Source organism: Kistimonas scapharcae (genome assembly GCF_039540975.1).
GTDB lineage: Bacteria > Pseudomonadota > Gammaproteobacteria > Pseudomonadales > Endozoicomonadaceae > Kistimonas > Kistimonas scapharcae.
The window spans coordinates 1-20,937 of record NZ_BAABFL010000466.1; the positions used below are offsets into that span (position 1 = coordinate 1).

A 20,937-nucleotide genomic window follows, 5' to 3' on the forward strand; every position below is an offset into this window, starting at 1 on the left:
AGAATCAGTGTTCAAGACTTACCAGAATGGGTGTTCAAGAGTTACCAGAATCGGTGTTCAAGTTGTGCCAGAATACGCAACTGTCCGGAACAACTCTCGTAGTCCCAGCAGGCGCCACCGCCTTCCATGTAGATCAGGGTGTTTTTGGTATTTGGCACGGTACTGACAAAAAACTTGTAAGGCGAGCCATTACCGCAGGCCGCACCGGTGCTGGCAGGCACTTCAATTTTCTGCCACGCATAATAGCGCTTGGGATCATAGCCGTCGTTGAAACCGGATTCCGGTTTGGCCAAAGGGTACATTCCCTGGGTATCACTGTCGTTTACGGGATTGTCAGCACCCGGTGGATTAAACAGATTCAGAAAGCTGCGCCACCAGGAATAATCGCCCTCTTCGGCATGGGCTGGAAGACTGCCAAACAGCATAAGCAGTGTAAGAATGGTTGTACTCAGTGCTCTTGTGCAGAATTGCATGTCATACCCTCTCTCATTGTTATCGTGGGTACTTCATTCGTAATGACTGCGGTGTGAATATTCCTCTGTTACGGATCGCTACGGCATCAATTGGTGACTCATCACGGGCGATGTGCACGGTCGTGGTGTTCGGCAGGGCGAACAATGCACCAATCGTTAGCACAGTGTATATAAATTGAACGATGGTGCATAAATAGTGATCAGTGAATGTGCTGGTTACAGAAACCGCGAGGGTGAAAAGGGTGTCATATCGATGAGTGGTTTTTCGTTGCAGATTTGTTCGGCCAGCAACCGCCCTGTAATAGCGGCAGTGCCAACCCCGACATGTCCATGGCCAAACGCAAACCACAGGCCAGGGTGCTTCGGGGCTGCACCGATCACCGGAAGGCTATCAGGCATGGAGGGGCGACTGCCGAGCCATGCGTCACCTGTTGGATGTCCAAGGGGAAGACAGCTTTGCGCTGCTAATGCTGCCTGCTTTAGCTGGCGAGGAGAGGCGGGGGCATCACGGTGGGTCAGTTCAATCCCGGTGGTTAGACGAAGCCCCTGTAACATGGGAGCGATAACAAAGCCCCCTTCGACATCGTAGATAGGACGATTCAAACGAGAGCCATCTTCTGGCTGATAGTGCTGGTGGTAACCTCGTTCCCAGGCCATGGGGTAGTGGTAACCCAGTGAATGAAGCAGGTTGTCACTCCATGGACCCATAGCCAGAATGATCTCGTTGGCTTCGAGTGTTTCCTGGGTTGTTTCCACTGTATAGGTTTGACAGTGTGGAATCAGTCGTTTGACGTCTCTCTGAAGGTATTTGCCGCCCAGTGACAACAACAGGTCAACATAACGATTAACGACGGCGCAGGGATCTGACAAAGAGGCGGTTTCCTTAATCAAGATCCCTTTGGCGTAACGTGGGAAGATGGCGGGCTCCAGTTCGCTGATCTGCGAGGGGGAAAGGATGTCATATGCTATGGCCAGTTGATCATAAAAGGTTCTTTCGCGATGGCTGTCCTGAAAGGCGTCTTCATGTTGATAGAGTTTCAGCCAGCCACCCTCAAGCAACATGTCCAGGGCGTTGGCTTTAAGCAGTAGGCGCTTATGTTCATCCAGCGCATGCTGGAACAATGCGTCAAGCGAAATCACGGTGTTGTGATAGGCAGACCGCGTACGATTGTTTTTGATCAAAGTGACAAGCCAGCGCCAATAAGCGGGCAGGTAGCGTAGATGGACATGAACATGGGGTGTTTGTTTGAGAATGGCCGGAAACAGGTGGTGTACCAATTCGTTCATTCCCAGCGGAAAAACGGAACCCCGGTTGATCAGGCCGGCATTGCCATAGGAGGTTCCGTGCCCGGGGCGACGTTTATCAATCAGCGTTACCTTATAGCCCCGTTCGGCTAGTTGTATGGCACAGCAGGTGCCTACCATGCCAGCGCCAAGAACCGTAATATTGTTTAGCATTATTTAGAGGCTCGAATTGATGACATTTTCGAATAATAGGATTTTGATTAACGCAGTTGTTATAGGGATATTTAATCCCTCAGGGTCTAATTCCCCGCTGCTTGCAGCGCTATATACCCAACTGAACGAAACGAAAATTGAGTATATAGTTGCGACTTTTTTGATATCCCGCCTCTTGAGACGGGATTGTTCATTAAAAGAAATTAAATAAATAATTATTATAGCTATTCTCACTATTGACCGTTGGTCTAATTTCGCTGTTTCAGTAGCTCGGGTATCTTTAACTCACAACTATGAAGGAGGGATTCCGATGAGTATAGAAAAACTTAGTTTTCAAGATAAACTTTCTATTTTTAAAGCGTATGACCGTTCAGCAAGTACGAAGCCTGATATTAAAGGCGAGTTAAATGGAAAGTTTGTAACGCAGGAAGGTACCGGTTCTGTTTTATCAACAGCGCTGATATTTGGCTCACTTGCCCCTTCAATTGAAAAACGTAAAGTTTCTTCAGGTGATGAGTGTGATATTGAGCTGAAGCTCACAGACAGCCCTAGTGCCGGTGAAAATGAGTCTCTGGAAGCAGGCGTCGATAATGATTCTGGCCGTTTAGGTGGAAATAAAGCGAGTTGGATGACATGGGATACTATTCAAACAGATATCGATAAGCTTGAGTGTGAATTGGAAGAATATATTGCAAAAGCTGAAAGTGACCTGAAGAGTTGTTCAAAGGATGAAGGTTTTTATCATTCTACTGCTGATGAAAAAAATGTATCAGTAACAGAAAGAGTTGATGCCCTGAGAATGCCATTGACACACAGTTATTATGCATTGGCTTTTGATCTTGATCTTGAGGATGAAGATACTGGTAATAGTGATGGATTCGCAATGGAAGATGAAGTCGCAGTATTTGATGCAAGAACGCGTGCACAACAAGCAATGAAGGATTTTGACCTTTTCACAGACAGTGATGAAAATGTCGATTTCTTGGAGCCTATGGACAATGCAACTGTCTCAGAGCGTACTGTTGCTGAAGTACCGGTCAAAGAAGCTGTCAGCAAGCATCTGACAGAATCCAAGATCAAGAATGAAGACTTTAAAGGGCATGTAGGAAGGATGAAAGCGTTCTTCGAAGCTGCATCTGCTGCTTAAAAGCCTTTACAGTGATTTTTCGCACTAAAAAGCAGTACCCGTTGAGGTACTGCTTTTTTTATTGTGCCACCTAATCTTTCTTTGTTAAGAACCTCTATGCAGGCTATTGACCATATATCGGAAAACGTTTTGCTTCGCTTTCATGGCGGAGTTGCAGTATGGCGGAACCTTCGTCAGTGGCGATTTCAGGCATCTGGGCGTTTCTATCAATCACGACGGTGCCAATGTAGTCGTCATCACCCCAGCCCGTCCCACTGAACCAACCGGAAATAGCACTGTGCAGGCTGCTCAGCAAAGAACCGGTTGTTGAGTTTTCGTCAGTAAAGTATTTTCCAATACCAAAGGCTGCATCCAGCATCACGTCATAGGGGATATCAACGTCACTTTCCATGACAACAACTTTGGCTTTGTCACTGCCGACGGGCCAATCTAGCAACAATGTATTTCCTCGGTTCATGCCTTTCTTGGTAACCCAGGGCAATTGCAGGACATTTTTGCCAATCAGCTGTTCACCTGCGTAGTAACCAATGTTGACGTAAATTTCTGGGCTGGTGAATATCTCGCCGGTTTTATAAAGCTTGACGCCAGTCAGCCAGCTCTTGTCCGGTAACTGCTTTTCATGGGGCTGTGCCTGGGCGTTAGCCTGTATGCGCTGGAGTTCAACCGGACTATGAACAAGACGAATTACTGTGTGCGATTTGACAAACTCACGGGCCTTTTCAATAGGAATGTTTTTGAAAACACAATTGGCTAATGAGCATTCTCTGGTGTCGGCACCCCGGGCAACTTTTATGGCATTGCCCTGTTGCATTGCGGAGGTAGTATAACCAAAGAAAATATGAGAAACATCATCCTGGGATTGGGCGCTGTCATTCTCATACAGTTTTAGCGCCATTAATGGATTCTGCTTTTTAGTATTGTTTTTTCGATAATGGAAACATTTTCCGATGTCTTCAAGATTATTGATGGCCTGTTGCAGATTTTTTAAAAAAGCAGTGTCAATATTTTCGTTGTAATTCAGCAGGTGCCCAGGAAGATGGGCCAGGTAGACGCCTTTTTCAATATTCGGGTCAAAACGCTTTTGCTGCAGGAGTTTAGTGAGCTCCCAGGCGGAGTTATCGACACCTTTTATCTGACTGAAATTACGGATGAATAAGTCCCTGGCTTTTGTGAATTCTGCTCGCTGTTTTTCGATAGGTTGGCTGAGAAATGAATCGCAATTAAAAGAGGAGGTCGCGGCTGTACTGTAGGAGGCCGAAACAAGACAATAAAGAACGAGAAAACGTGCAGCGCATTTTATCATGACAACATCCACCAGTGGATACAGGGAGTCCAGTGAAGGTTTTTTGAAAAAGAAACGACATTATTTCAGCCCTCTGCTGAAATGACAGGGAAAGAAATAGAAGCTTGCTCACAGTCTGTCAAATTAACGATCCATGCCTCTCAGTGGAATCGGGCTATATCATTCGGCGTATGCCGATCATAAAGATTTTAGCTATTTCTGAGGGTGAGCAGGATATTTCTGCCCAGACTGTTGTCAAATATCGCAGACCAGAAAGAATGGTTGCCAGTCCCGGTGTGAGAGACCTGAAAAGAGAGACCGACCACAGGGCTATCGTTTTGGCTCAGGCCGCTGTTTTCCAGTATGATTGCCACGCCATCATTGAGCCCTTGCAGCATGGTGTGCTGCTAAATCAGGATAGACACAAGTAACAGGAGCGCCCTGGATGTCCGTCAGAAATGCCTTTTATGCCCAGTCCGGAGGTGTCACCGCTGTCATAAACGCCAGCGCCTGTGGCGTCCTTGAAGCCGCCCGTCAGTATCCGGATCAGATCGGCAAGGTGTACGCCGGTCGTAACGGCATTCTCGGTGCCCTGAAGGAAGAGTTGATTGACACCAGTCTGGAGTCTATCGACGCGATCGCGGGACTGCGCCACACCCCGGGTGGTGCCTTTGGGTCCTGCCGTTACAAACTCTCTACCCCGGAAGACAAGCCGGCTGAATACCAACGCCTGATAGAGGTATTCAAAGCCCATAATATTGGCTACTTCTTTTATAACGGCGGTGGGGACTCGATGGATACCGCCCACAAGGTCTCTCTTTACAGCAAGGAAATGGGATACCCCATCACCTGTATCGGTGTTCCAAAAACCGTCGATAACGATCTCCCTGCCACGGATAACTGCCCCGGTTTTGGTTCTGTCGCGAAATATATTGCGACATCGGTTAAGGAAGCTTCGCTGGATATCGAGTCCATGCATGAAACCTCGACCAAGGTATTCATCATGGAAGTCATGGGGCGCCATGCCGGCTGGATCACAGCCGCTGCGGCGCTGGCCATGGACAAAGAGAATGACCCGCCACATATGCTGTTGTTCCCGGAGATCGATTTCTGCCGGGAAACGTTCCTTGCCCAGGTCGAACAGACTGTTGAAGACCACGGCTATTGTGTCGTTGTCGCCTCAGAAGGTACGCACTACGGTGACGGTACCTTCCTGTCAGCCTCACGTTCCACAGATGCGTTCGGCCACGTTCAGCTGGGTGGTACCGCACCTATCCTGGCACGAATGATCAAGGATTCCCTGGGCTACAAGTATCACTGGGCGGTGGTGGACTATCTGCAGCGTGCTGCCCGTCACATGGCTTCAGCCGTGGATGTGGAACAGGCCTATGCGGTTGGTGCGGCGGCAGTTGAATATGCCGTACAGGGCAAAAATGGCATTATGCCTACCATTGTTCGTGGTGAAGGTCCTGCGTACACCTGGTCCATCGGTGAAGTGCCACTGGAAATGGTCGCCAACGTGGAAATGAAAATGCCCCGTCACTTTATCCGTGAGGATGGGTTGCATATCACTGAAGAGTGTCGGCGTTACCTCGCGCCTCTGATCATGGGAGAAGACTATCCTCCTTTCAAAGATGGCGTTCCGGTGCATACCCGTTTGAACCGGGTTTGTGTGGAAAAGAAATTACCTGCCTTCGACGTTTGAGTGAATAAAGGCTGCCATCTGGCAGCCTTTTTTATATCGACCTGTTTATGTGAGCCGATGCTATGCGCTATAAAACTGTCACCATGCCTGAAAATCGGCATATCGCGCTGGTTGCCCATGACAACAAGAAAGCGGATCTGTTGGCGTGGAGCCAGCGACATAAGCCCCAACTGGCATCGCATCATCTTTATGCGACCGGTACAACGGGAGAAATATTGAACCAGCAGCTCGGTTTAGCGGTTCATCCCCTCATGAGTGGTCCGCTGGGCGGCGACCAGCAGATTGGCGCTATGATTGCCGAGTCACGTCTGGATACCTTGATATTCTTCTGGGATCCCCTGTCCTCACAACCGCACGACCCGGATGTCAAAGCATTGTTACGTTTGGCTGCTGTCTGGAATATTCCCGTTGCCTGCAACGCGTCTTCTGCGGACTTTATCATTTCATCACCGCTCTTCAATCAGCCATTTGAACGGCTGGTGCCTGATTATGAAGCGTATCAGCGAGAGCGCGCGTTGTCCGCAGACACATAGTCTTATACCGGAGGGCTGTCAGATTTTTTGGCTGACAGCCAGCGAATTTCCCGAATACTCCTGCCTCTCAGTAGCAGGTTGGGAATTGAGACGCCAATCGCCAGCACAACCAAAATGAATCCGGTAATCAGCCCATTGTTGACGGTTTGAATCAGCACATCGAGTGTGGCGCCATTATCGGCGATCTGCATCAGGCCGATCATGGTTTTATAGGCGTAAGTACCAGGCACCATCGGGATGACGGCTGGCATGGAGTAAACGACGGCTGGAGAATGGATGAAATAGGAAAGCACCATGCTACCTACACCGATGCTGCATGAGGCCAATAGTGTTCCCGGCACAATGCTGCCGCCATGGGCCAGCCACGCCACGCGCAGACAATAGCCAAGAGCGCCCAGCAGAGCAACCAGCGGGAGTGAACGATGCGGTACATGAAACAGTACAGCAAATCCGGTGGCCGTAGCCGCTGACCAGAAGGCAGCTTCGAAGAATGCTTCAAGACCAGGCATCATGGTTGTCCGAGCCCCTGCAGGTTAAGCGCGACCAGCATGCCGAGCGCTATGGCGAAGGCGATTACCGTGCCCATGATGCCCCGGGCAACCCCCACCAGAATATGGCCATTGATCTGGTCGATAACGGCATTGATCAGTGGTGCGCCGGGTACAAGAAAAAGCACCGAGGTTGCTATGGCCAAATGAGGGGTGCTTCCTATAGCCAGGTGAATCCCCATGCCGCTGACAGTGACAGCGATAAAGGCGGAACAGGCAATCACAAGAAAAATATTAAATCCCCATTGCTGAAGGGTATGGCGTGTCACCAACGCGGCCATAGTCGCGACAGCCGTTGTCAGCATGACTAAAGCATCTGCACCGAAAAGACGCGCCAGACTCGCGCAGGCCAGGGAGACCAGTGCGACAATCAGGGGAAATGGATAGGCGGGGCTTTCCTTGAGTCGATAGACTTCTTCCCTGATTTCATCAATAGACAGCTGTTCTTCCTGTGCCCGCCAGCTAAGGCGGCTGATGCCAACCAGAACACTTAACTTAATACCGTGGGTTTCGACGCGACGAAACAGGGTGATCGTGTGCTGTTGATTTTGCAGGGTCAGTGTGACGCCGGAAAACGAAAAGAACAATTCCGGTTCATACCCCAGGGCACGTGCAAACCGTTTGACGTTACGATTGACACGTTCAGTATGCGCGCCACACCGCAGCTGTAAGATGGCAATATCCAGTAACAGGTTGGCAGTTTCGCGTGGCGGTGCAAACGGTTCCGTCTCATTGGTTGGCAGCATGGCTGGAACACGACATCTGTTGATTGTTGTTGGCTCGGATGGGGTTATCGTAGTCTGCCTGTAACCTGTGACAATACGTAGTGCTACCGGCTGATTCTATGAAGCTTTTAGTTTGTCTTGAGCCGCAAACTATTGAATTGCCGCCGTATGGCAGTTAACGTCATGCAATGACCTAGCCAGGTAACCAGGGGGAATAACATGCGGCGGGTGGTATTTAATCAAAAGGGTGGTGTTGGAAAGTCCAGCATTGTTTGTAATTTGGCCGCAATTAGCGCCAGTGAAGGCTTAAAAACCCTGGTTGTTGATTTGGATCCTCAGGGAAATGCAACACATTATCTGTTGGGGAAAGGTGCGGAGGTATTAAAGAATACGGTAGCGGACCTCTTTGAACAGACGCTTTCGTTTAATCTCTTTACCAAGGAGCCGACAGAGTTTGTCCATCAAACGCCGTTTGAAAATCTGGATGTTATGCCTGCTAGCCAGAAGCTGGAAGAACTTCAGCATAAGTTAGAAAGTAAGCATAAGATATACAAATTGCGAGATGCCCTTAAGAGTCTTTCTGCTAAGTATGACCGCATTTACATTGATACGGCGCCTGCACTGAACTTCTATACCCGCTCAGCCTTGATTGCTACCGAACGCTGTTTGATTCCTTTTGATTGTGATGCGTTTTCGCGTCAGGCGTTGTTCAGTATTCTGGGGGAGATCCAGGAGCTAAAAGAAGATCATAACCAGAAATTGATGATTGAAGGGATTATTGTTAATCAGTTTCAGCCACAGGCTAAGTTGCCCCTTCAGCTGATAGAGGAACTCATTGTGGAAGGGTACCCTGTCTTACCCACCTATCTCAATCAGTCAGTCAAAATGAGAGAGTCACACTATGCTTGTACTCCCCTCGTTTTTTTAGCACCTAACCACAAACTATCACGACAATATCTAGCGTTGCATTGCTGTCTTGACGGTATCGTTGAGAGCGTCGATTGATCAATCATCATTGAGTCCATTTATGCATATTAATGACGAACCGTATGAAAGGAAAATCCTACGGTTCGTCCAAAAGTGAACCTTAGGACAATCGGTTTACGGATCAGGGCACCATGCCGCACTGTGGGTGTTATACAGCCTTTCTATAACAAGCGCGTCACCTGCGGCAACTTCAATACTGGGACTTCCAGATGCACCTACCAGCTCTACATGGCCAAATGTGGGTTTGACGACTCTGAAATAATAGCAGTTTACGCCATTACCCCGTATTGCGATGAGAATGCGTGAGTCTTCTGGCAAATACCCGGTCCAATGGTCATCAACATAAAATCGTCCATAGTCATCTAAAACACCCGTTTCACTGTTTCGAGTAAGAATCCATGATATAAAACCCGTACCGGGTAGAAACTTGACCGAAACCTCTGCTCGGTCCTCGAGGTTTCCGGACACCTTGTAAGCGTGGTGATTACCATCATTAATATCTTCCTCGCTAGCGTGTGCAAAAAAAACGATGTTTAGTGAGAAAAAAAAGAATAGAAATAATCGGTTTGTTTTCATCGTACATCTCACTCAAATTTGGGGATTAAAAACCCGCGGCATGTGTTCAGTCTATTGTTTGCATCATTCGCGCCATGCGGATGAAAATCACAGGGTTGGAATGATGCATTTCACAATGCTGCTATAGCCAATGTGTCCCATGTTCATATCATTGGCTTGATGCAGGAGTGTAGGTGATGGCTTTAATATTGCCAGAAGAGAGGAGGCAATTTCTGTGTCTATATCAAAAAACAGACACATGACTATGCTGTATGCTGGAAATGTATGTCGCGCTTTATTGTGATTTTGCCAAGAAAGATTTTTTCTTTAATGGTTTTTATAGAAAATTAAAGGGAGTGGGCGTGTAGAGGAATCTTATGAGATAGCTTCAATTTTGACTGTGTAAATCTATTTTATAATTTATGACAGTTGTCTGTTATTTTGTGGTTTTTTGATGAGTGAAATATGAGTATAAAGAAAGCAGGATATAACTTTTTCTTGCTATGAACAAACCTCACAGAGGTGAGGTTTGTTCGAGTGTCATTGTAGGGTGTCCACGTGATTGGTATAACCATTTACGGATCAGGGCACCCATAAACAGCGTGAGTAGTGTAAAAGTCATCAAGAACTACTGCATCACCCGAAACATGCTCATATTTTGAATGATCTGACGATCCCCAAAATTCCAGTTGTGAGTGTGTAGGATTGACGACAGTGAAAAAGCGACAATGTTTTCCTGCACCGAGTACCGTGATTTTGAACCTTGAGCCAACGGGCAAAAAGGTATGCCAGTGCGAGTTAACATAATAGGTTCCATAATTATGGAGAACGCCAGTTTCACTGTTGCGTGCGTAGATGTAAGCCAAATAAGCAGTGCCTGGTAAAAATTTTACTGAAATTTCTGCTAAATCTGCCCGGCGAACAAGAGTTCGCTCATCGTGATTGGCATTTTTTTCAATCGGCTCATCGTGGGCATTTGAAAATAAGGCCAAAAGCAGCGAGAAAAAAAATAAGGGATATAGTCGGACTATCTTCATGGTACATCTCACCCAATATCAGTATTAACACAAAATCCATTGCACGTGCCCAAGCCGCTTGCTTTCTATATTCAAACCCTGCCAAAAGAGAGGTATGTATATAGTAAGCAGTCTGCTGGTGTAGTCGATATGGCTAGACTTCACGTAATATCGACTTGATGCTGGAGTGTAGGTGATGCTGTTGATATTGCCAGATTGCAGGATGAATTTTTAGGAATTTATTTTTTGGTTTGGCTGCGTGAAAATGTGGATTATATTGATGCTGTCTATATGGTTTATATTGCATGGCAGGGATCTGAATCAGCTATTCAATGCAGTTTTTATTATGGCTAATCTTTAGGGGTATATAGATATACTGATGTCTAGAATGCTTTTAGGATAACCGTTGGCATGCTCTTTTCAATTGTCATGGTATAAAAAACAGTGTTTGGTATGGTCGTTTATCATCCCGCTGGACTGCATATAGGCGTAACAGATTGTTGGGCCAATAAAACTGAATCCCTTTTTTTTCAATGTTTTACTCATTGCTTCCGACTCTTGTGAAACGGCAGGCACTTCTGCCTGAGTACTCCAATGGTTCAGGAGAGGCTCATAATTAACAAATTGCCACATGAAGTCGTTGAATGAACAAAATTCATCAACGATGGCTAAAAAAGCGCGAGCGTTGTTGATAGTCGACAATATTTTCATCCGGTTTCGAATGATGTTGCTATCCGTCAATAGTGTTTCAATTTTTTCCTGATCATAACGAGCGATCTTTTCAGCATTGAAATTATCAAATGCTGCACGATAGCCTTCCCGCTTTTTCAGAACCGTCAGCCAGTTGAGACCAGCCTGTGCACCTTCAAGAATCAGTAATTCAAACAGCATGCGATCATCATGTACAGGGCGCCCCCATTCATGATCATGGTAGTGTTGATACAGTGGATCCGACGTACACCATTCGCAGCGCTGTTTGTTCATTCGTGACAATCAATCGTTGGCCATGAGTCGGAGAGTAAATAATAAATGCCGTGAGAAGGTCAAGTATGGCAAGGCAAAGAGCGCATGATGCGCTCTCCGTTTGCCTCAATGATACATCATTATTATGGCTATTCACCGTTGGCTGTCAGGTCGAACGCGGTGCGTTGCAACAGCTGTTAAGGGATCCTCAGGCCAGTAATGTTTGGGGTAGCGCCCTTTCAGGTCTTTTTTGACCTCGTGGTAGGTGGTGTGCCAGAAATTCTTTAAATCCCGCGTAGTCTGTACCGGGCGCATGGCCGGTGACAGCAACTCAATGGTGACCGGTAGTTTTCCTGAACATATCGCAGGGGTTTCCAGTAAGCCAAACAACTCCTGCAGTTTGACGGATAACCTGGGTTCGGCCGGATTGCTGTAGTCAATGCGGATTTGTGAACCGCTTGGGACTTTTAATCGCTCTGGTGCTTCTCGTTCCAGATGTTGTTGGGAAGGCCAGTCCAGCAGCGCTTTCAGGCAGGTGGCAAGGTCGATTTTTTTCAGGTGATCAAGCTTTGTCATGCCAGCAAGGAATGGTGCAATCCAGTCTTCCAGCGAGAGCAGTAAGACAGTCTCTGTGGTATCAGGCCAACCCTGTTCAAATTGTGCGACACAGCAGATTCTCTGTCGCAATTGTTCGCTTTCCCGCGTCCAGGGTAGGACCTGAAGCCCAGATTGCCGTATACCATCAATCAGCGCCGTACTTATTGCTTCGGCAGAGGGAGACGCCAATGGCTGACGTTCCAGTACCAGGGCGCCAAAGCGAACTTCTCGGTTTGCGACAACAGTTTTGGTGGATTTCTGCCAGCGAATGTTGTCGTGCGTTTCAAGACGTTCTGGGTAGAGTGCAGAGATCTGCTCCGGCTGCACCTCACAGGCCAGAAAGGCGGTAGCGTTACTTTGTTTCCGTTGGCCACCTAATGCCGGGATGACGAGATAGTCAGAGGCTGACAATGGGTCGTGGCCGGGCACGGCTACACCTTGGCCTGCACTGAGGAGAAACTGTCCGGATTGTGCCCTGCGGCGTGCAATGCGATCCGGATAAGCGCAGGCCAGCAAGGTTGCTATGGCTTCTGTGTTGTAGGGGGCAGGCTTTTTGGCTCTAAGGCGTTTTGCCCAACGGTCACTCAGTCATCCAGAGGGCGTTCTGATGCATAGCCTCTGACGGGATCTTTTTCCGTCAGCAATACACAGAGTTGCGCTGCCAGGTAATCCAGTCCCTGTTGACGTGCGGTTAACACCATATGAGCCAGACGAGGGTGAAGCCCCGTTTCCGCCATGGCCCGTCCATGGGGGGTGATGCCCCAGCGGTGGTTTTTGTGCTCAAGTGCACCGAGTGTCTCGAGCAGCTGATATCCCTGTTCAACCGCTGCTTTCGGTGGTGATGTGACCCAATCCGGTTCATCGCAGTCTGACATGCCCCAGTTCATCAGCTCCAGGACAACCGGAGCCAGATCCGCATCGGTAATTTCAGGCGGGGAGAAGGGTAAGAGCTGCTGGTGCTCCTGTTCTGTCCACAGACGGTAGCATTGGCCGGGGGTTAGTCGACCGGCACGGCCCTTGCGCTGGTCGGCACTCGCTTTTGATGTCCGGATGGTATCCAGGCGCGTCATTCCGGTACGTGGATCAAAGCGGGGGATGCGCATCAATCCGCCATCCACCACCAGGCGGATGCCTTCAATGGTCAGGCTGGTTTCCGCGATGGCACTGGCCAGCACGATTTTTCGGCGACCTGTAGGGGAAGGTTGTATGGCCTGATCCTGTTCGGGCAGGGAAAGACTGCCATGTAATGGGAATACATCGATATGTGCAGGTAAACCCTTGCCCTGAATGCCGTGAGCGACTCTTCTGATTTCTGCAGAACCCGGTAAAAACGCCAGTAGATTACCCTCTTCCTGGTGAATCACCTGGAAAATGGTCTCCACCATGCGATCACAGGCCGTACGAACGTCGCCGGGAGGAAGTGGACGCTCACTGTAATGGACGGTTACCGGATAGCTTCGACCCTCGCTGTGAATGACCGGGCAATCCAGTAATTCAGCCAGTCCGGGGGTATCCAGCGTGGCGGACATGACCAGCAGTTTTAACGGATTATCGGATTCACGGTAGCCTTGCTGGGATTGCAGCGCCAGCGCCAGTCCGAGATCCGCCTGCAGGGATCGTTCATGGAACTCGTCGAAAATCACCAGGCTGATCCCGCTGAGTGCCGGGTCATGCTGCAGCATGCGGGTCAGTATGCCTTCGGTGATGACTTCGATACGGGTTTCGCCACTGATTTTGCTGTCCAGCTGCATGCGGTAGCCAACGGTTTTGCCAACCGGTTCATTCAGGAGTTGTGCCATGCGTGATGCTGCTGCTCGAGTGGCCAGTCGCCGGGGTTCCAGCATCAGAATTTTGCCTTCACCTCGCCAGGCTGCGTCGAGCAGGTAAAGGGGTACCAGTGTTGTTTTTCCGGCTCCGGTAGGTGCTTTTAACAGCAGTCGATCATGCTGTGAGAGTGTATTGGCAATATCGGGCAGTACCTCGGTCACAGGCAGTGACGGCAAGGCGACGGACAAGGTGTTGCTCATCAGGAAATCGTTATCAGTCGTTCGGTTGGCCGTTGGATTGGGCGAGCCAGGTCAGCCATTGTTGGGCATCATTCTGCACGGTCTCCCAGTCAGTGGCGGACTGGAAGGCGTGGGTCGCGAGATCAATATTATCATTTTTGAGGTGCAGATAGCCCAGTAGAAGCCACGCTTTACCGGCATCTTTTAGTCCACCTTTCTCAATGGCGTTGGTAAGACTGGTTGCAGCGCTTGGCCAGTCTTGTCGATGTATTTGTAATTCGGCCTGACGTTGCCAGGGCTGGCCACTATCGGCATGCTCTCCGGCTTTAGCAAAGGCATCAATAGCCAGCTCCGTTTCCTTGGCATTGAGCCAGAGTTCTCCGAGTTGCTCCCAGTGCTGGGCATGATTGGCCATGGTGCCTTTTTCCAGCGCGCTGGCCAGGTGTCTGGCGGCCTGGGCGGGTTGGCCATTACTTTGTCGCAGCCAGGTCATCTGGCCAATATCAGGCAGCCGATCCAGAAGATTATGTGATGCCCCTGTTTCCATGATCGCAAGTGCTTCATCGGGCTTATCAAGCATCAAATAAAGACTGGCGAGCTGACGCCAGTAGCGGGCACGGTTGGGATGAAGATCCAGCAGGGTTTTCACGGTAGCAATGCTGTCCTCATACGCTGCCAGTTGAAACTGAATGCTGAGTAATAGTTCATGCCAGGCCGCAGGTGCGTGTCGATTAAGCGCTATGGCCGTTTTCATCACAGGAAGCGCTTCTGAATAGCGTTCGCGGGATACCAGCGCCGATGCGAGGATCATCCAGGGCAAGGGATTACTAACAGAGAGTTGTTCGTTATTCAGCAGTGGTGTTAACCGGTCAATGACATTGTCCACCTTGCCCTGTTGCAGCCAGGCCTGGGCGAGGGAGGTTTCCAGGGTAATGCGCAGATCATTGGGCAACGTGTAATTGTCCAGCAATTCGAGGATATGGTCGCTGGTTGTCGTATAGTCGCCCCGGAGCATGGCAATCTGGGTCAGCGTTCGCAGTACCATCGCTCGCTTTTGTGAGCCGGGCTGGGTTTGCTCCAGCAAGACTTCCGCATCCATCTGTGCCTTCTCGTAACGACCGGCTGTGATGAAGAGTTGTATATCGGCCAGTAGCTGTTGCAGTGCTTTGCCTGCATGGGCTTCGGGCGTATTCAGCAACAGTGTGGGTATTAAAAGAACGTAGAGCTGAAAGGCCCGAACCGGGGATAAGGGGGTCATTGCTACCCGTTTTCGAAACATCCTGAAAAGAGTCATTGCAGTTGAAACCTGATGGTTCGCTCTGTACGCTGTGGAACCGCTTTTCCGTTGACCATGCGAGGCCTGAAACGGTATTCACGAACGGCTTTGATGGCGGCCTGCTCAAATACGCCGGTTGGGTTGGCTTCAATAATTCGGATGTTATCCACCGTTCCCTGTTCTGTCACAGTAAAACGGACTTTCACCCAGCCGCTTTGATCTTGATTGACGGCTTGGCGTGGATAGTCCGGGTCCAGGCTGGCCAGTGGCAGGGCGTCAGGATTGATGGTAGGGGTATTGCTTCCGGTTTTTCCGGCTAACCCTGGTGCTTCGAGAGAACTCAACAGGGACTGGGCATCCGGTGGCGCAAAAAGACTGCCACTGACACCTGAACGCAAGCTGCTGACTGTGCTGAGAGAGGGAGGGAATCCTGGGCGAGGCAGGCTGTCGGATGTTTTTTTCACCGTATTATCAGCGCTGAGATTAGCCGATGGTGTTCCTGCCTGCTGCTGGTTGACCTTGGGAGCACTGACCGAAACAGTTTGATAACCATTGTCTTCCGGTTTGTCCGGTTCAACCATCCACTGCATGATCAGAAACAGCAGCAGGCTGATGGATAGTCCGGCCAATACATGGGTCATGGTGAATGCCCTGATTTTGCCGCAAGGGTAATGTCATCAAAACCGGCCTGGCGGGCAATATCAATCACCTGAATTAACAACCCGCCGGGTGCCTTGCGATCAGAATCAATGATGATGGCAGTGCCGGGCAGAAGACGTTTGATCAGGTAGCTTTTCAGGTTGGTTGGTTCGACGGTGTCGCCATCAATATGGATGGTAGCGGCTTCGGTCAGGCTGATAGTTGTCGCCTGACCCTGAACCGGTTGTGCGGTTACGGCTTCCTGACGTTCCAGGGTAATGCCGGACTGCTGAATAAACGTGGCCGTGGTGATAAAGAAAATCAGCATGATAAAGACCACGTCCAGCATTGGGGTCATATCAATGCCGGTGTCTTCTGCCTCGGCTGTAATATGGCGACGGGCACGCATTCAGTATCCCTCCGTTTAGCTGGCGTTGGCCGACCGCAGGGGGGGGGCGGGATCGGATAGTGTGAGCGCATCCGCCAGTCGGTGTTGCCGGCGTTCTGCCAGTTTCAGGCACCAGGTGTAGGCATATACGCCGACAATGGTGACCAGAATACCCGCCAGGGTGGGGAGAGTTATCCGCGACAGACTTTCCAGCAGCATCGGGCCAACGGTGAGGCCGTGGTAACCCATCCGCTCAAACAGTGTGATCATGCCGGAGACCGTTCCCAGCAATCCGGTCAAAGGGCAGATGGCAATCAAGCCTTTAATGACGGGAAAACCGGCTTCCATGACGGCCTGTTCACGAGCCAGAAGTGTTTCACGTACCTTATGTGCGCGCCATGATGATCGATCGGTTCTGGCGCGCCATAGTGTAATGATTTTCCGGTGACGTTTTCGCCAGTGCCAGGCAAGGTAGGTAAACCGCTCGGATAGCAACGTCAACATGACACTGGTCAGTCCGAACACGATCCAGAGAACCCAGCCGCCCCGGGTGAGGTAGTCGAGAATGGGCAAGGGGATCAGCATGCCTTGTTCTCCAGGTGTTCAGCCATCAGCCCTGCCGCCTGACGGTCCAGCAGAAGGACCAGCTGTCGGCTGCGATTAGTCAGGAAAGCGTGTCCCAGCAGCAGTGGAATGGCGACCATCAGGCCGATGGCCGTTGTGATCAGCGCCTGGGATATCCCGACGGCCATCAGGTGTTGGCCGGCATTGCCGGACATACCCTGAAAGGTCCGGATCATCCCGGTAATGGTGCCCAGCAAACCCAGCATGGGGGCAATCGCAGCCATCAGTTTGATGGCGCTTTGCCAGCTTTCGAGCCGTGGTATTTCGGCCATGATGGCTTCATCCAGGCGAAGTTCCAGGTTTTCAGGGGATCCCTGTTGGCGGTGTTTTTCCCAGGCCATCAGTACTCGTCCCAGGGCATTGCTGCGGCTCAGGTTATCCATGTGCACCTGTTGCTGACGTATGCGGCGACTTTCGTGCATCAGGCTCAGGTAGCGGGTGATGAGCAGCCCGACACCGAAAGCGCCAAGTGCGATGATCAGCCAGGCAATAAAACCGCCCTGGTCTATCCGCTCAATGAGTGTGGGACTCGTTTCCAGCTGTTCGAGCAGTCGTCCGCGGCCTGGGTCTATGGCCATCAATGCCAGGGGATCATGGGAATTTTCAAAGCTTTCTGCATCAATACGCAGATTGAAGCGGGGTTGTTTGATCGGAATACCCAGCTGACCGGTTTCAGGGTAGTAACGCAGAAAGTTACCGTTGCTGACCGCCGTAAAGGGGCCAATAAAGGTGACAGGGGCTGTGATGGGGTCTCCGGTACTTCGTGTTATGGTGGTTGTCGAACGGGTAATCCGGCTACTGTCCGCCAGAATGGTATTGAGGTCTTCCCAATACTGGTAAAGCTGCTCGCGGGAAGGTACGGTGCGGTTCAGCGCCAGCTGGTTGATCCGTGCTGACCGGTCAGCGTTGAAGGCAGGAAGAACGGAATGGTTGAAGCTGCGGCTCAGACGCCCTGCTTCGTCTTTTATGCCTTCTGTTAACAGGCGACTTTCCTGTAGCAGTGCCTGCTGTTCCTGCTCCAGTTCAACCAGTGTTTCCTTATCCTCGGCCAGTGATTGTTTGAGGTTGCTGTTTTTTTTCTTGAGTGCGGCAACTGTCAGTTGAGCTTCTTTAAGTAACGCTTTTTGTTGCTGATGTGCATTCAGGAATTTTTGTTCCCGCTCGCTATTTTGTGCGAGTTCTTTTTTTCGTGCCTCTTTTACAGAGGCAACCAGCGCATCGAGTGGCGTGATGGTATTGGGTGTTTGAGCGAAACTGCACTGAATAGTTAATGCTAACAACGTACCGGTCAGCGTCAGGAGAAGTTTCATACATCACCCTCCGGTTGCGAGCGATGTGTCGGTAACGGAAGAACAAGCCAGCCTTCCGGCTCCTGCTTCGCCGCCACACGGATCGCGCGTGACAGCTTGTGACGGTCTTCCATGGGCAGGGTGGACCAGGTTTCTGTGGTTCGATCCCAAATCCCGCCTTCCTCGCCATCCGGCGTCAGGTAATAGAGGGCAATATGACCGAGTCGTAAGAAGGTGACCTGCCGGTCATCGGACAGTTTGCCCGTCCAGTGCTGAATATGGAGCCCCTGTTCCGCCGTTTCCCTGAGTTGGCGCACCAATGCGAGGTGGTTCTCCACCGGTGTCTGGTCAACGTCGTTCAAAAGTTCGCCGAGAAACCGGTGTTCCTGCTCACGGCGATTGCCCTGAAAGGGAAGATCCAGAGCAATAAAGTGGCCGTAGGTTTCATGAATCTGTTGATTCAGGGAGGGTAGTGTTGCCAGCAGCTGTGTGGTTTTTTGGATGTCTGCTTCCAGCTCTGCATGCTTTTGGGCAATTTTCCGGCGTTGGTGTTCCAGGTGGCGATTTTCTTCACGGAGGGTTTCAATGGATTCCTGAAGCGACTGGTACTCTGACAGCATGCGTCGGGTATCATCATCCAGACGGTTGATCGCCTGCTGGGATTGAGCAGACCGTTGCAGGGTGTCTCTCTGCAGGTTGATGGCATCGTCCAGTGAGGCGGCATCAGCTGCGATGATCCTTGACTGCAGTGAAGAAGCCAGTAAGACAATGGCGATAGAAATTCTGACAATTGCTGGCATTGTTATTGTTTATTGTGGTGAATACGTATTAGCCTAATGCTTGTCTATTATGCTGCTCCGCAGACAGCTGGTGCAAGAAGACTGTTCACTGGCCTAAAGGGATGATTTGTTGAGCTAGGTCAAAGGTTGTTCGGTTTATACGGATTATCATAGGTAGACAACAAGTATCGTGCCGCTGCTTCACGGTTGAAGGGGCTGGCAGATGAACAACAAATCACAAGGAATTGTTAGGGGGTTTCTATGAAACTGGAGGGGTCTTCTGTGAAAAAACTGCCTGTTGCTGCTGCGGTAATGGCTGTCGTTGCTGCGTTGTCCGGTCCTGCCATGGCTTATCAGGCCGGCGATGTGATTGTCCGTGCCGGTGCTGCGACTGTTGATCCGGATGTTGATAGTGGAAAATTAAAGGCGAATGGAGCTGTCGTTAATCCTGCTGATCCTACTACTGTCGATGTGGATTCAGACACTCAGTTGGGTCTGTCCATGACTTATATGCTGGATGACAAGTTTGGTATTGAATTATTGGCTGCTACGCCATTCCAGCATACCATCAAAACTAAAGGTGGGCTGGCAAGTCTTGGTAAGTTGGCCGACGTGAAACACCTGCCCCCGACATTGACTCTGCAATACTATCCCATGGATAGCTCTTCTGCTTTCCAGCCTTATGTTGGTCTGGGCTTAAACTACACTACGTTCTTTGATGAAGAGTTTAAAGGCTCCAATAAAACTGCTTTCAGAGGTCTGGAGTTAAAGGATTCCTGGGGGCTTGCAGCACAACTGGGTGCTGATTATCGTATTGATGATAATTGGAGCGTCAACGCTGCAGTTTGGTATGTCGACATTGATACTGAAGCGAAATTCAAATCAGCAGACGGGACGACAAAGTATAAAGTTGATGTAGAGCTTGATCCCATGGTTTACATGGTTGGCGTTGCCTACAAGTTCTAAAAAAAGGTAGTGTTCGATTAAGTGCAGGCAAAAGCCTGCACTTTTGTTTTATAGATGTATATTTTCTCTGCATTAAACGTCATCTATCTTTGGCTGTGACATAAATATCCCTCACGAGTCGTGCGACACCACTGCGCCAGGATTTACTGTGAATACCAAAGGTATTGCGTAAGTGAGTTGTATCGAGGCAGGCATTAACGGTTTTGCCGTTGTTGTCAGAATCAGGAAACAGCTCTGTCGCATTAATCGGAAAATCACGGTACTGCGACGCTTCTGCCAGAATGACCTCCGCCAGAGACTCCTCATCAACGGTTTCCGCTGCATTGTAATGATAGGTTCCCCAGACCTGCGCATCACAATCGATCTGTCGCATGATAGCCAGAATCACCCGGGCAACATCATCGGCTGGCGTCGGACGTCCCCGGCTATTGGCGGATGCGAGTATGGGTTCACCGTGAGTCAGGCTGTTGAGAATGCTGGTCAGTCGATTGCGTCCCTGGGGGCTGATGACCCATGACAGGCGAAGGATGACATGTCGCGAGCAGTGTTCCCTGATCTGCTGTTCGCCCTGCCAGAAGCTGCCGCCCAGTACACCGGAAGGATTGGGAATATCCTTGATGGTATACACCTCCTGCTTCATACCATCGAAAACCCGCCAGGATGAAATATGAATCAGGACGGATTTGTATTGGTCGCAGACTTTGGCCAGTGCCGCCGGGGCGTCACGGTTCAGGGCAAAGCAGCGAGAGGGTTCGGTTTCAGCCCGTGCAGGATTTCTGTGGCCGGCGGTATTGACGACAATCGTCGGACGGTATTCGGCAATCACTTCCTCAATCTGACGTGGGACGGTCAGATCCAGCTGGTCACGACCCGGGGCGTAGTGCGGAATATTGGCTGCTTTCAATAAAGCCCGGAGCTCATAACCGATCTGTCCATTACCGCCTATGATAAGAACCTTCATCTGTATTTTTCCTGGAAACG

At 50.1% G+C, this 20,937-nt stretch carries 22 protein-coding genes; 5 read left to right on the top strand and 17 right to left on the bottom strand.

The genetic code is table 11. The features are described from left to right. Positions 1-41 precede the first annotated feature (41 nt). Both ABD892_RS22300 and ABD892_RS22305 read right to left on the bottom strand, forming a co-directional pair. Complete coding sequence (locus ABD892_RS22300; protein ID WP_345198398.1) at positions 42-473, bottom strand: hypothetical protein; 432 nt, start codon at positions 471-473, stop codon at positions 42-44. Between the two features lie 216 nt (positions 474-689). After that, positions 690-1,931, bottom strand: a complete 1,242-nt coding sequence (locus ABD892_RS22305; RefSeq protein ID WP_345198399.1) for an NAD(P)/FAD-dependent oxidoreductase — start codon at positions 1,929-1,931, stop codon at positions 690-692. A gap of 310 nt (positions 1,932-2,241) precedes the next feature. On the opposite strand from ABD892_RS22305, the gene ABD892_RS22310 reads away from it, so the two are divergent. Continuing rightward, positions 2,242-3,078, top strand: coding sequence for a hypothetical protein (locus ABD892_RS22310; protein ID WP_345198400.1), 837 nt, complete (start codon positions 2,242-2,244; stop codon positions 3,076-3,078). A gap of 103 nt (positions 3,079-3,181) precedes the next feature. Here the strand turns inward: ABD892_RS22310 and ABD892_RS22315 are convergent, their stop codons facing one another. Next, positions 3,182-4,393: a hypothetical protein gene (locus tag ABD892_RS22315; RefSeq protein WP_345198401.1), complete on the bottom strand. Its 1,212-nt coding sequence runs from the start codon at positions 4,391-4,393 to the stop codon at positions 3,182-3,184. A 412-nt stretch (positions 4,394-4,805) separates the two neighbouring features. On the opposite strand from ABD892_RS22315, the gene ABD892_RS22320 reads away from it, so the two are divergent. Further along, entirely contained in the window at positions 4,806-6,065 is a 1,260-nt protein-coding gene (locus tag ABD892_RS22320) for a 6-phosphofructokinase (RefSeq protein WP_345198402.1), read from the top strand. Between the two features lie 62 nt (positions 6,066-6,127). Continuing rightward, positions 6,128-6,598, top strand: coding sequence for a methylglyoxal synthase (locus ABD892_RS22325; RefSeq protein ID WP_345198404.1), 471 nt, complete (start codon positions 6,128-6,130; stop codon positions 6,596-6,598). Positions 6,599-6,600: 2 nt separating this feature from the next. On the opposite strand, the gene ABD892_RS22330 is transcribed toward ABD892_RS22325, so the two are convergent. Then, positions 6,601-7,110, bottom strand: a complete 510-nt coding sequence (locus tag ABD892_RS22330) for a threonine/serine exporter family protein (RefSeq protein ID WP_345198405.1) — start codon at positions 7,108-7,110, stop codon at positions 6,601-6,603. Then, positions 7,107-7,892 (bottom strand): threonine/serine exporter family protein, encoded by a 786-nt coding sequence (locus tag ABD892_RS22335; RefSeq protein ID WP_345198407.1) that lies wholly within the window; start codon positions 7,890-7,892, stop codon positions 7,107-7,109. Before ABD892_RS22335 ends, ABD892_RS22330 begins: the two co-directional genes overlap by 4 nt. Positions 7,893-8,090: 198 nt before the next feature. Here ABD892_RS22335 and ABD892_RS22340 point away from each other — a divergent pair, with 198 nt between their 5' ends. Continuing rightward, positions 8,091-8,876 (top strand): ParA family protein, encoded by a 786-nt coding sequence (locus ABD892_RS22340; protein WP_345198408.1) that lies wholly within the window; start codon positions 8,091-8,093, stop codon positions 8,874-8,876. Between the two features lie 96 nt (positions 8,877-8,972). Here ABD892_RS22340 and ABD892_RS22345 read toward each other — a convergent pair whose 3' ends face one another. From ABD892_RS22345 to ABD892_RS22395, 11 genes are all read right to left on the bottom strand, one after another. Further along, on the bottom strand, positions 8,973-9,434 hold the full coding sequence (locus tag ABD892_RS22345) for a hypothetical protein (RefSeq protein WP_345198410.1): 462 nt from the start codon (positions 9,432-9,434) through the stop codon (positions 8,973-8,975). A 554-nt stretch (positions 9,435-9,988) separates the two neighbouring features. Further along, positions 9,989-10,450: a hypothetical protein gene (locus ABD892_RS22350; protein ID WP_345198411.1), complete on the bottom strand. Its 462-nt coding sequence runs from the start codon at positions 10,448-10,450 to the stop codon at positions 9,989-9,991. A gap of 399 nt (positions 10,451-10,849) precedes the next feature. Next, positions 10,850-11,413 (bottom strand): DNA-3-methyladenine glycosylase I, encoded by a 564-nt coding sequence (locus tag ABD892_RS22355; RefSeq protein ID WP_345198412.1) that lies wholly within the window; start codon positions 11,411-11,413, stop codon positions 10,850-10,852. Between the two features lie 132 nt (positions 11,414-11,545). Next, positions 11,546-12,505, bottom strand: coding sequence for an ATP-dependent helicase C-terminal domain-containing protein (locus ABD892_RS22360; protein WP_345198414.1), 960 nt, complete (start codon positions 12,503-12,505; stop codon positions 11,546-11,548). A gap of 68 nt (positions 12,506-12,573) precedes the next feature. Next, positions 12,574-14,016, bottom strand: coding sequence for an ATP-dependent helicase HrpB (gene hrpB, locus ABD892_RS22365; protein WP_345198415.1), 1,443 nt, complete (start codon positions 14,014-14,016; stop codon positions 12,574-12,576). 13 nt (positions 14,017-14,029) lie between these two features. Then, the gene (locus ABD892_RS22370) at positions 14,030-15,253 is read right to left on the bottom strand and encodes a tetratricopeptide repeat protein (protein WP_345198416.1); all 1,224 of its coding nucleotides are present in this window, start codon (positions 15,251-15,253) and stop codon (positions 14,030-14,032) included. Positions 15,254-15,285: 32 nt separating this feature from the next. Then, complete coding sequence (locus tag ABD892_RS22375; protein ID WP_345198418.1) at positions 15,286-15,912, bottom strand: energy transducer TonB; 627 nt, start codon at positions 15,910-15,912, stop codon at positions 15,286-15,288. After that, positions 15,909-16,319 carry an ExbD/TolR family protein gene (locus tag ABD892_RS22380; RefSeq protein WP_345198419.1) on the bottom strand — a complete coding sequence of 137 codons (411 nt, stop codon included), beginning with the start codon at positions 16,317-16,319 and terminating at the stop codon, positions 15,909-15,911. Before ABD892_RS22380 ends, ABD892_RS22375 begins: the two co-directional genes overlap by 4 nt. A 15-nt stretch (positions 16,320-16,334) precedes the next feature. Further along, on the bottom strand, positions 16,335-16,883 hold the full coding sequence (locus ABD892_RS22385) for a MotA/TolQ/ExbB proton channel family protein (RefSeq protein ID WP_345198420.1): 549 nt from the start codon (positions 16,881-16,883) through the stop codon (positions 16,335-16,337). After that, positions 16,877-18,232 (bottom strand): MotA/TolQ/ExbB proton channel family protein, encoded by a 1,356-nt coding sequence (locus ABD892_RS22390; RefSeq protein ID WP_345198421.1) that lies wholly within the window; start codon positions 18,230-18,232, stop codon positions 16,877-16,879. The genes ABD892_RS22385 and ABD892_RS22390 overlap by 7 nt, the downstream gene beginning before the upstream one ends. Next, entirely contained in the window at positions 18,229-19,011 is a 783-nt protein-coding gene (locus ABD892_RS22395; protein WP_345198422.1) for a DUF3450 family protein, read from the bottom strand. Before ABD892_RS22395 ends, ABD892_RS22390 begins: the two co-directional genes overlap by 4 nt. A 240-nt stretch (positions 19,012-19,251) precedes the next feature. Here ABD892_RS22395 and ABD892_RS22400 point away from each other — a divergent pair, with 240 nt between their 5' ends. Next, positions 19,252-19,956 carry an OmpW/AlkL family protein gene (locus ABD892_RS22400; protein WP_345198423.1) on the top strand — a complete coding sequence of 235 codons (705 nt, stop codon included), beginning with the start codon at positions 19,252-19,254 and terminating at the stop codon, positions 19,954-19,956. A gap of 79 nt (positions 19,957-20,035) precedes the next feature. On the opposite strand, the gene ABD892_RS22405 is transcribed toward ABD892_RS22400, so the two are convergent. Further along, positions 20,036-20,917, bottom strand: a complete 882-nt coding sequence (locus ABD892_RS22405) for an SDR family oxidoreductase (RefSeq protein WP_345198424.1) — start codon at positions 20,915-20,917, stop codon at positions 20,036-20,038. Between the last annotated feature and the right edge of the window lie 20 nt (positions 20,918-20,937).

What these genes read in the sequence shown, in the direction of transcription:
- ABD892_RS22300 (WP_345198398.1), bottom strand. Translation starts at nt 473, where the DNA reads ATGCAATTCTGCACAAGAGCACTGAGTACAACCATTCTTACACTGCTT.
- ABD892_RS22305 (WP_345198399.1), bottom strand. Translation starts at nt 1,931, where the DNA reads ATGCTAAACAATATTACGGTTCTTGGCGCTGGCATGGTAGGCACCTGC.
- ABD892_RS22310 (WP_345198400.1), top strand. Translation starts at nt 2,242, where the DNA reads ATGAGTATAGAAAAACTTAGTTTTCAAGATAAACTTTCTATTTTTAAA.
- ABD892_RS22320 (WP_345198402.1), top strand. Translation starts at nt 4,806, where the DNA reads ATGTCCGTCAGAAATGCCTTTTATGCCCAGTCCGGAGGTGTCACCGCT.
- ABD892_RS22325 (WP_345198404.1), top strand. Translation starts at nt 6,128, where the DNA reads ATGCGCTATAAAACTGTCACCATGCCTGAAAATCGGCATATCGCGCTG.
- ABD892_RS22330 (WP_345198405.1), bottom strand. Translation starts at nt 7,110, where the DNA reads ATGATGCCTGGTCTTGAAGCATTCTTCGAAGCTGCCTTCTGGTCAGCG.
- ABD892_RS22335 (WP_345198407.1), bottom strand. Translation starts at nt 7,892, where the DNA reads ATGCTGCCAACCAATGAGACGGAACCGTTTGCACCGCCACGCGAAACT.
- ABD892_RS22340 (WP_345198408.1), top strand. Translation starts at nt 8,091, where the DNA reads ATGCGGCGGGTGGTATTTAATCAAAAGGGTGGTGTTGGAAAGTCCAGC.
- ABD892_RS22345 (WP_345198410.1), bottom strand. Translation starts at nt 9,434, where the DNA reads ATGAAAACAAACCGATTATTTCTATTCTTTTTTTTCTCACTAAACATC.
- ABD892_RS22350 (WP_345198411.1), bottom strand. Translation starts at nt 10,450, where the DNA reads ATGAAGATAGTCCGACTATATCCCTTATTTTTTTTCTCGCTGCTTTTG.
- ABD892_RS22355 (WP_345198412.1), bottom strand. Translation starts at nt 11,413, where the DNA reads ATGAACAAACAGCGCTGCGAATGGTGTACGTCGGATCCACTGTATCAA.
- hrpB (WP_345198415.1), bottom strand. Translation starts at nt 14,016, where the DNA reads ATGAGCAACACCTTGTCCGTCGCCTTGCCGTCACTGCCTGTGACCGAG.
- ABD892_RS22370 (WP_345198416.1), bottom strand. Translation starts at nt 15,253, where the DNA reads ATGACCCCCTTATCCCCGGTTCGGGCCTTTCAGCTCTACGTTCTTTTA.
- ABD892_RS22375 (WP_345198418.1), bottom strand. Translation starts at nt 15,912, where the DNA reads ATGACCCATGTATTGGCCGGACTATCCATCAGCCTGCTGCTGTTTCTG.
- ABD892_RS22380 (WP_345198419.1), bottom strand. Translation starts at nt 16,319, where the DNA reads ATGCGTGCCCGTCGCCATATTACAGCCGAGGCAGAAGACACCGGCATT.
- ABD892_RS22385 (WP_345198420.1), bottom strand. Translation starts at nt 16,883, where the DNA reads ATGCTGATCCCCTTGCCCATTCTCGACTACCTCACCCGGGGCGGCTGG.
- ABD892_RS22390 (WP_345198421.1), bottom strand. Translation starts at nt 18,232, where the DNA reads ATGAAACTTCTCCTGACGCTGACCGGTACGTTGTTAGCATTAACTATT.
- ABD892_RS22395 (WP_345198422.1), bottom strand. Translation starts at nt 19,011, where the DNA reads ATGCCAGCAATTGTCAGAATTTCTATCGCCATTGTCTTACTGGCTTCT.
- ABD892_RS22400 (WP_345198423.1), top strand. Translation starts at nt 19,252, where the DNA reads ATGAAACTGGAGGGGTCTTCTGTGAAAAAACTGCCTGTTGCTGCTGCG.
- ABD892_RS22405 (WP_345198424.1), bottom strand. Translation starts at nt 20,917, where the DNA reads ATGAAGGTTCTTATCATAGGCGGTAATGGACAGATCGGTTATGAGCTC.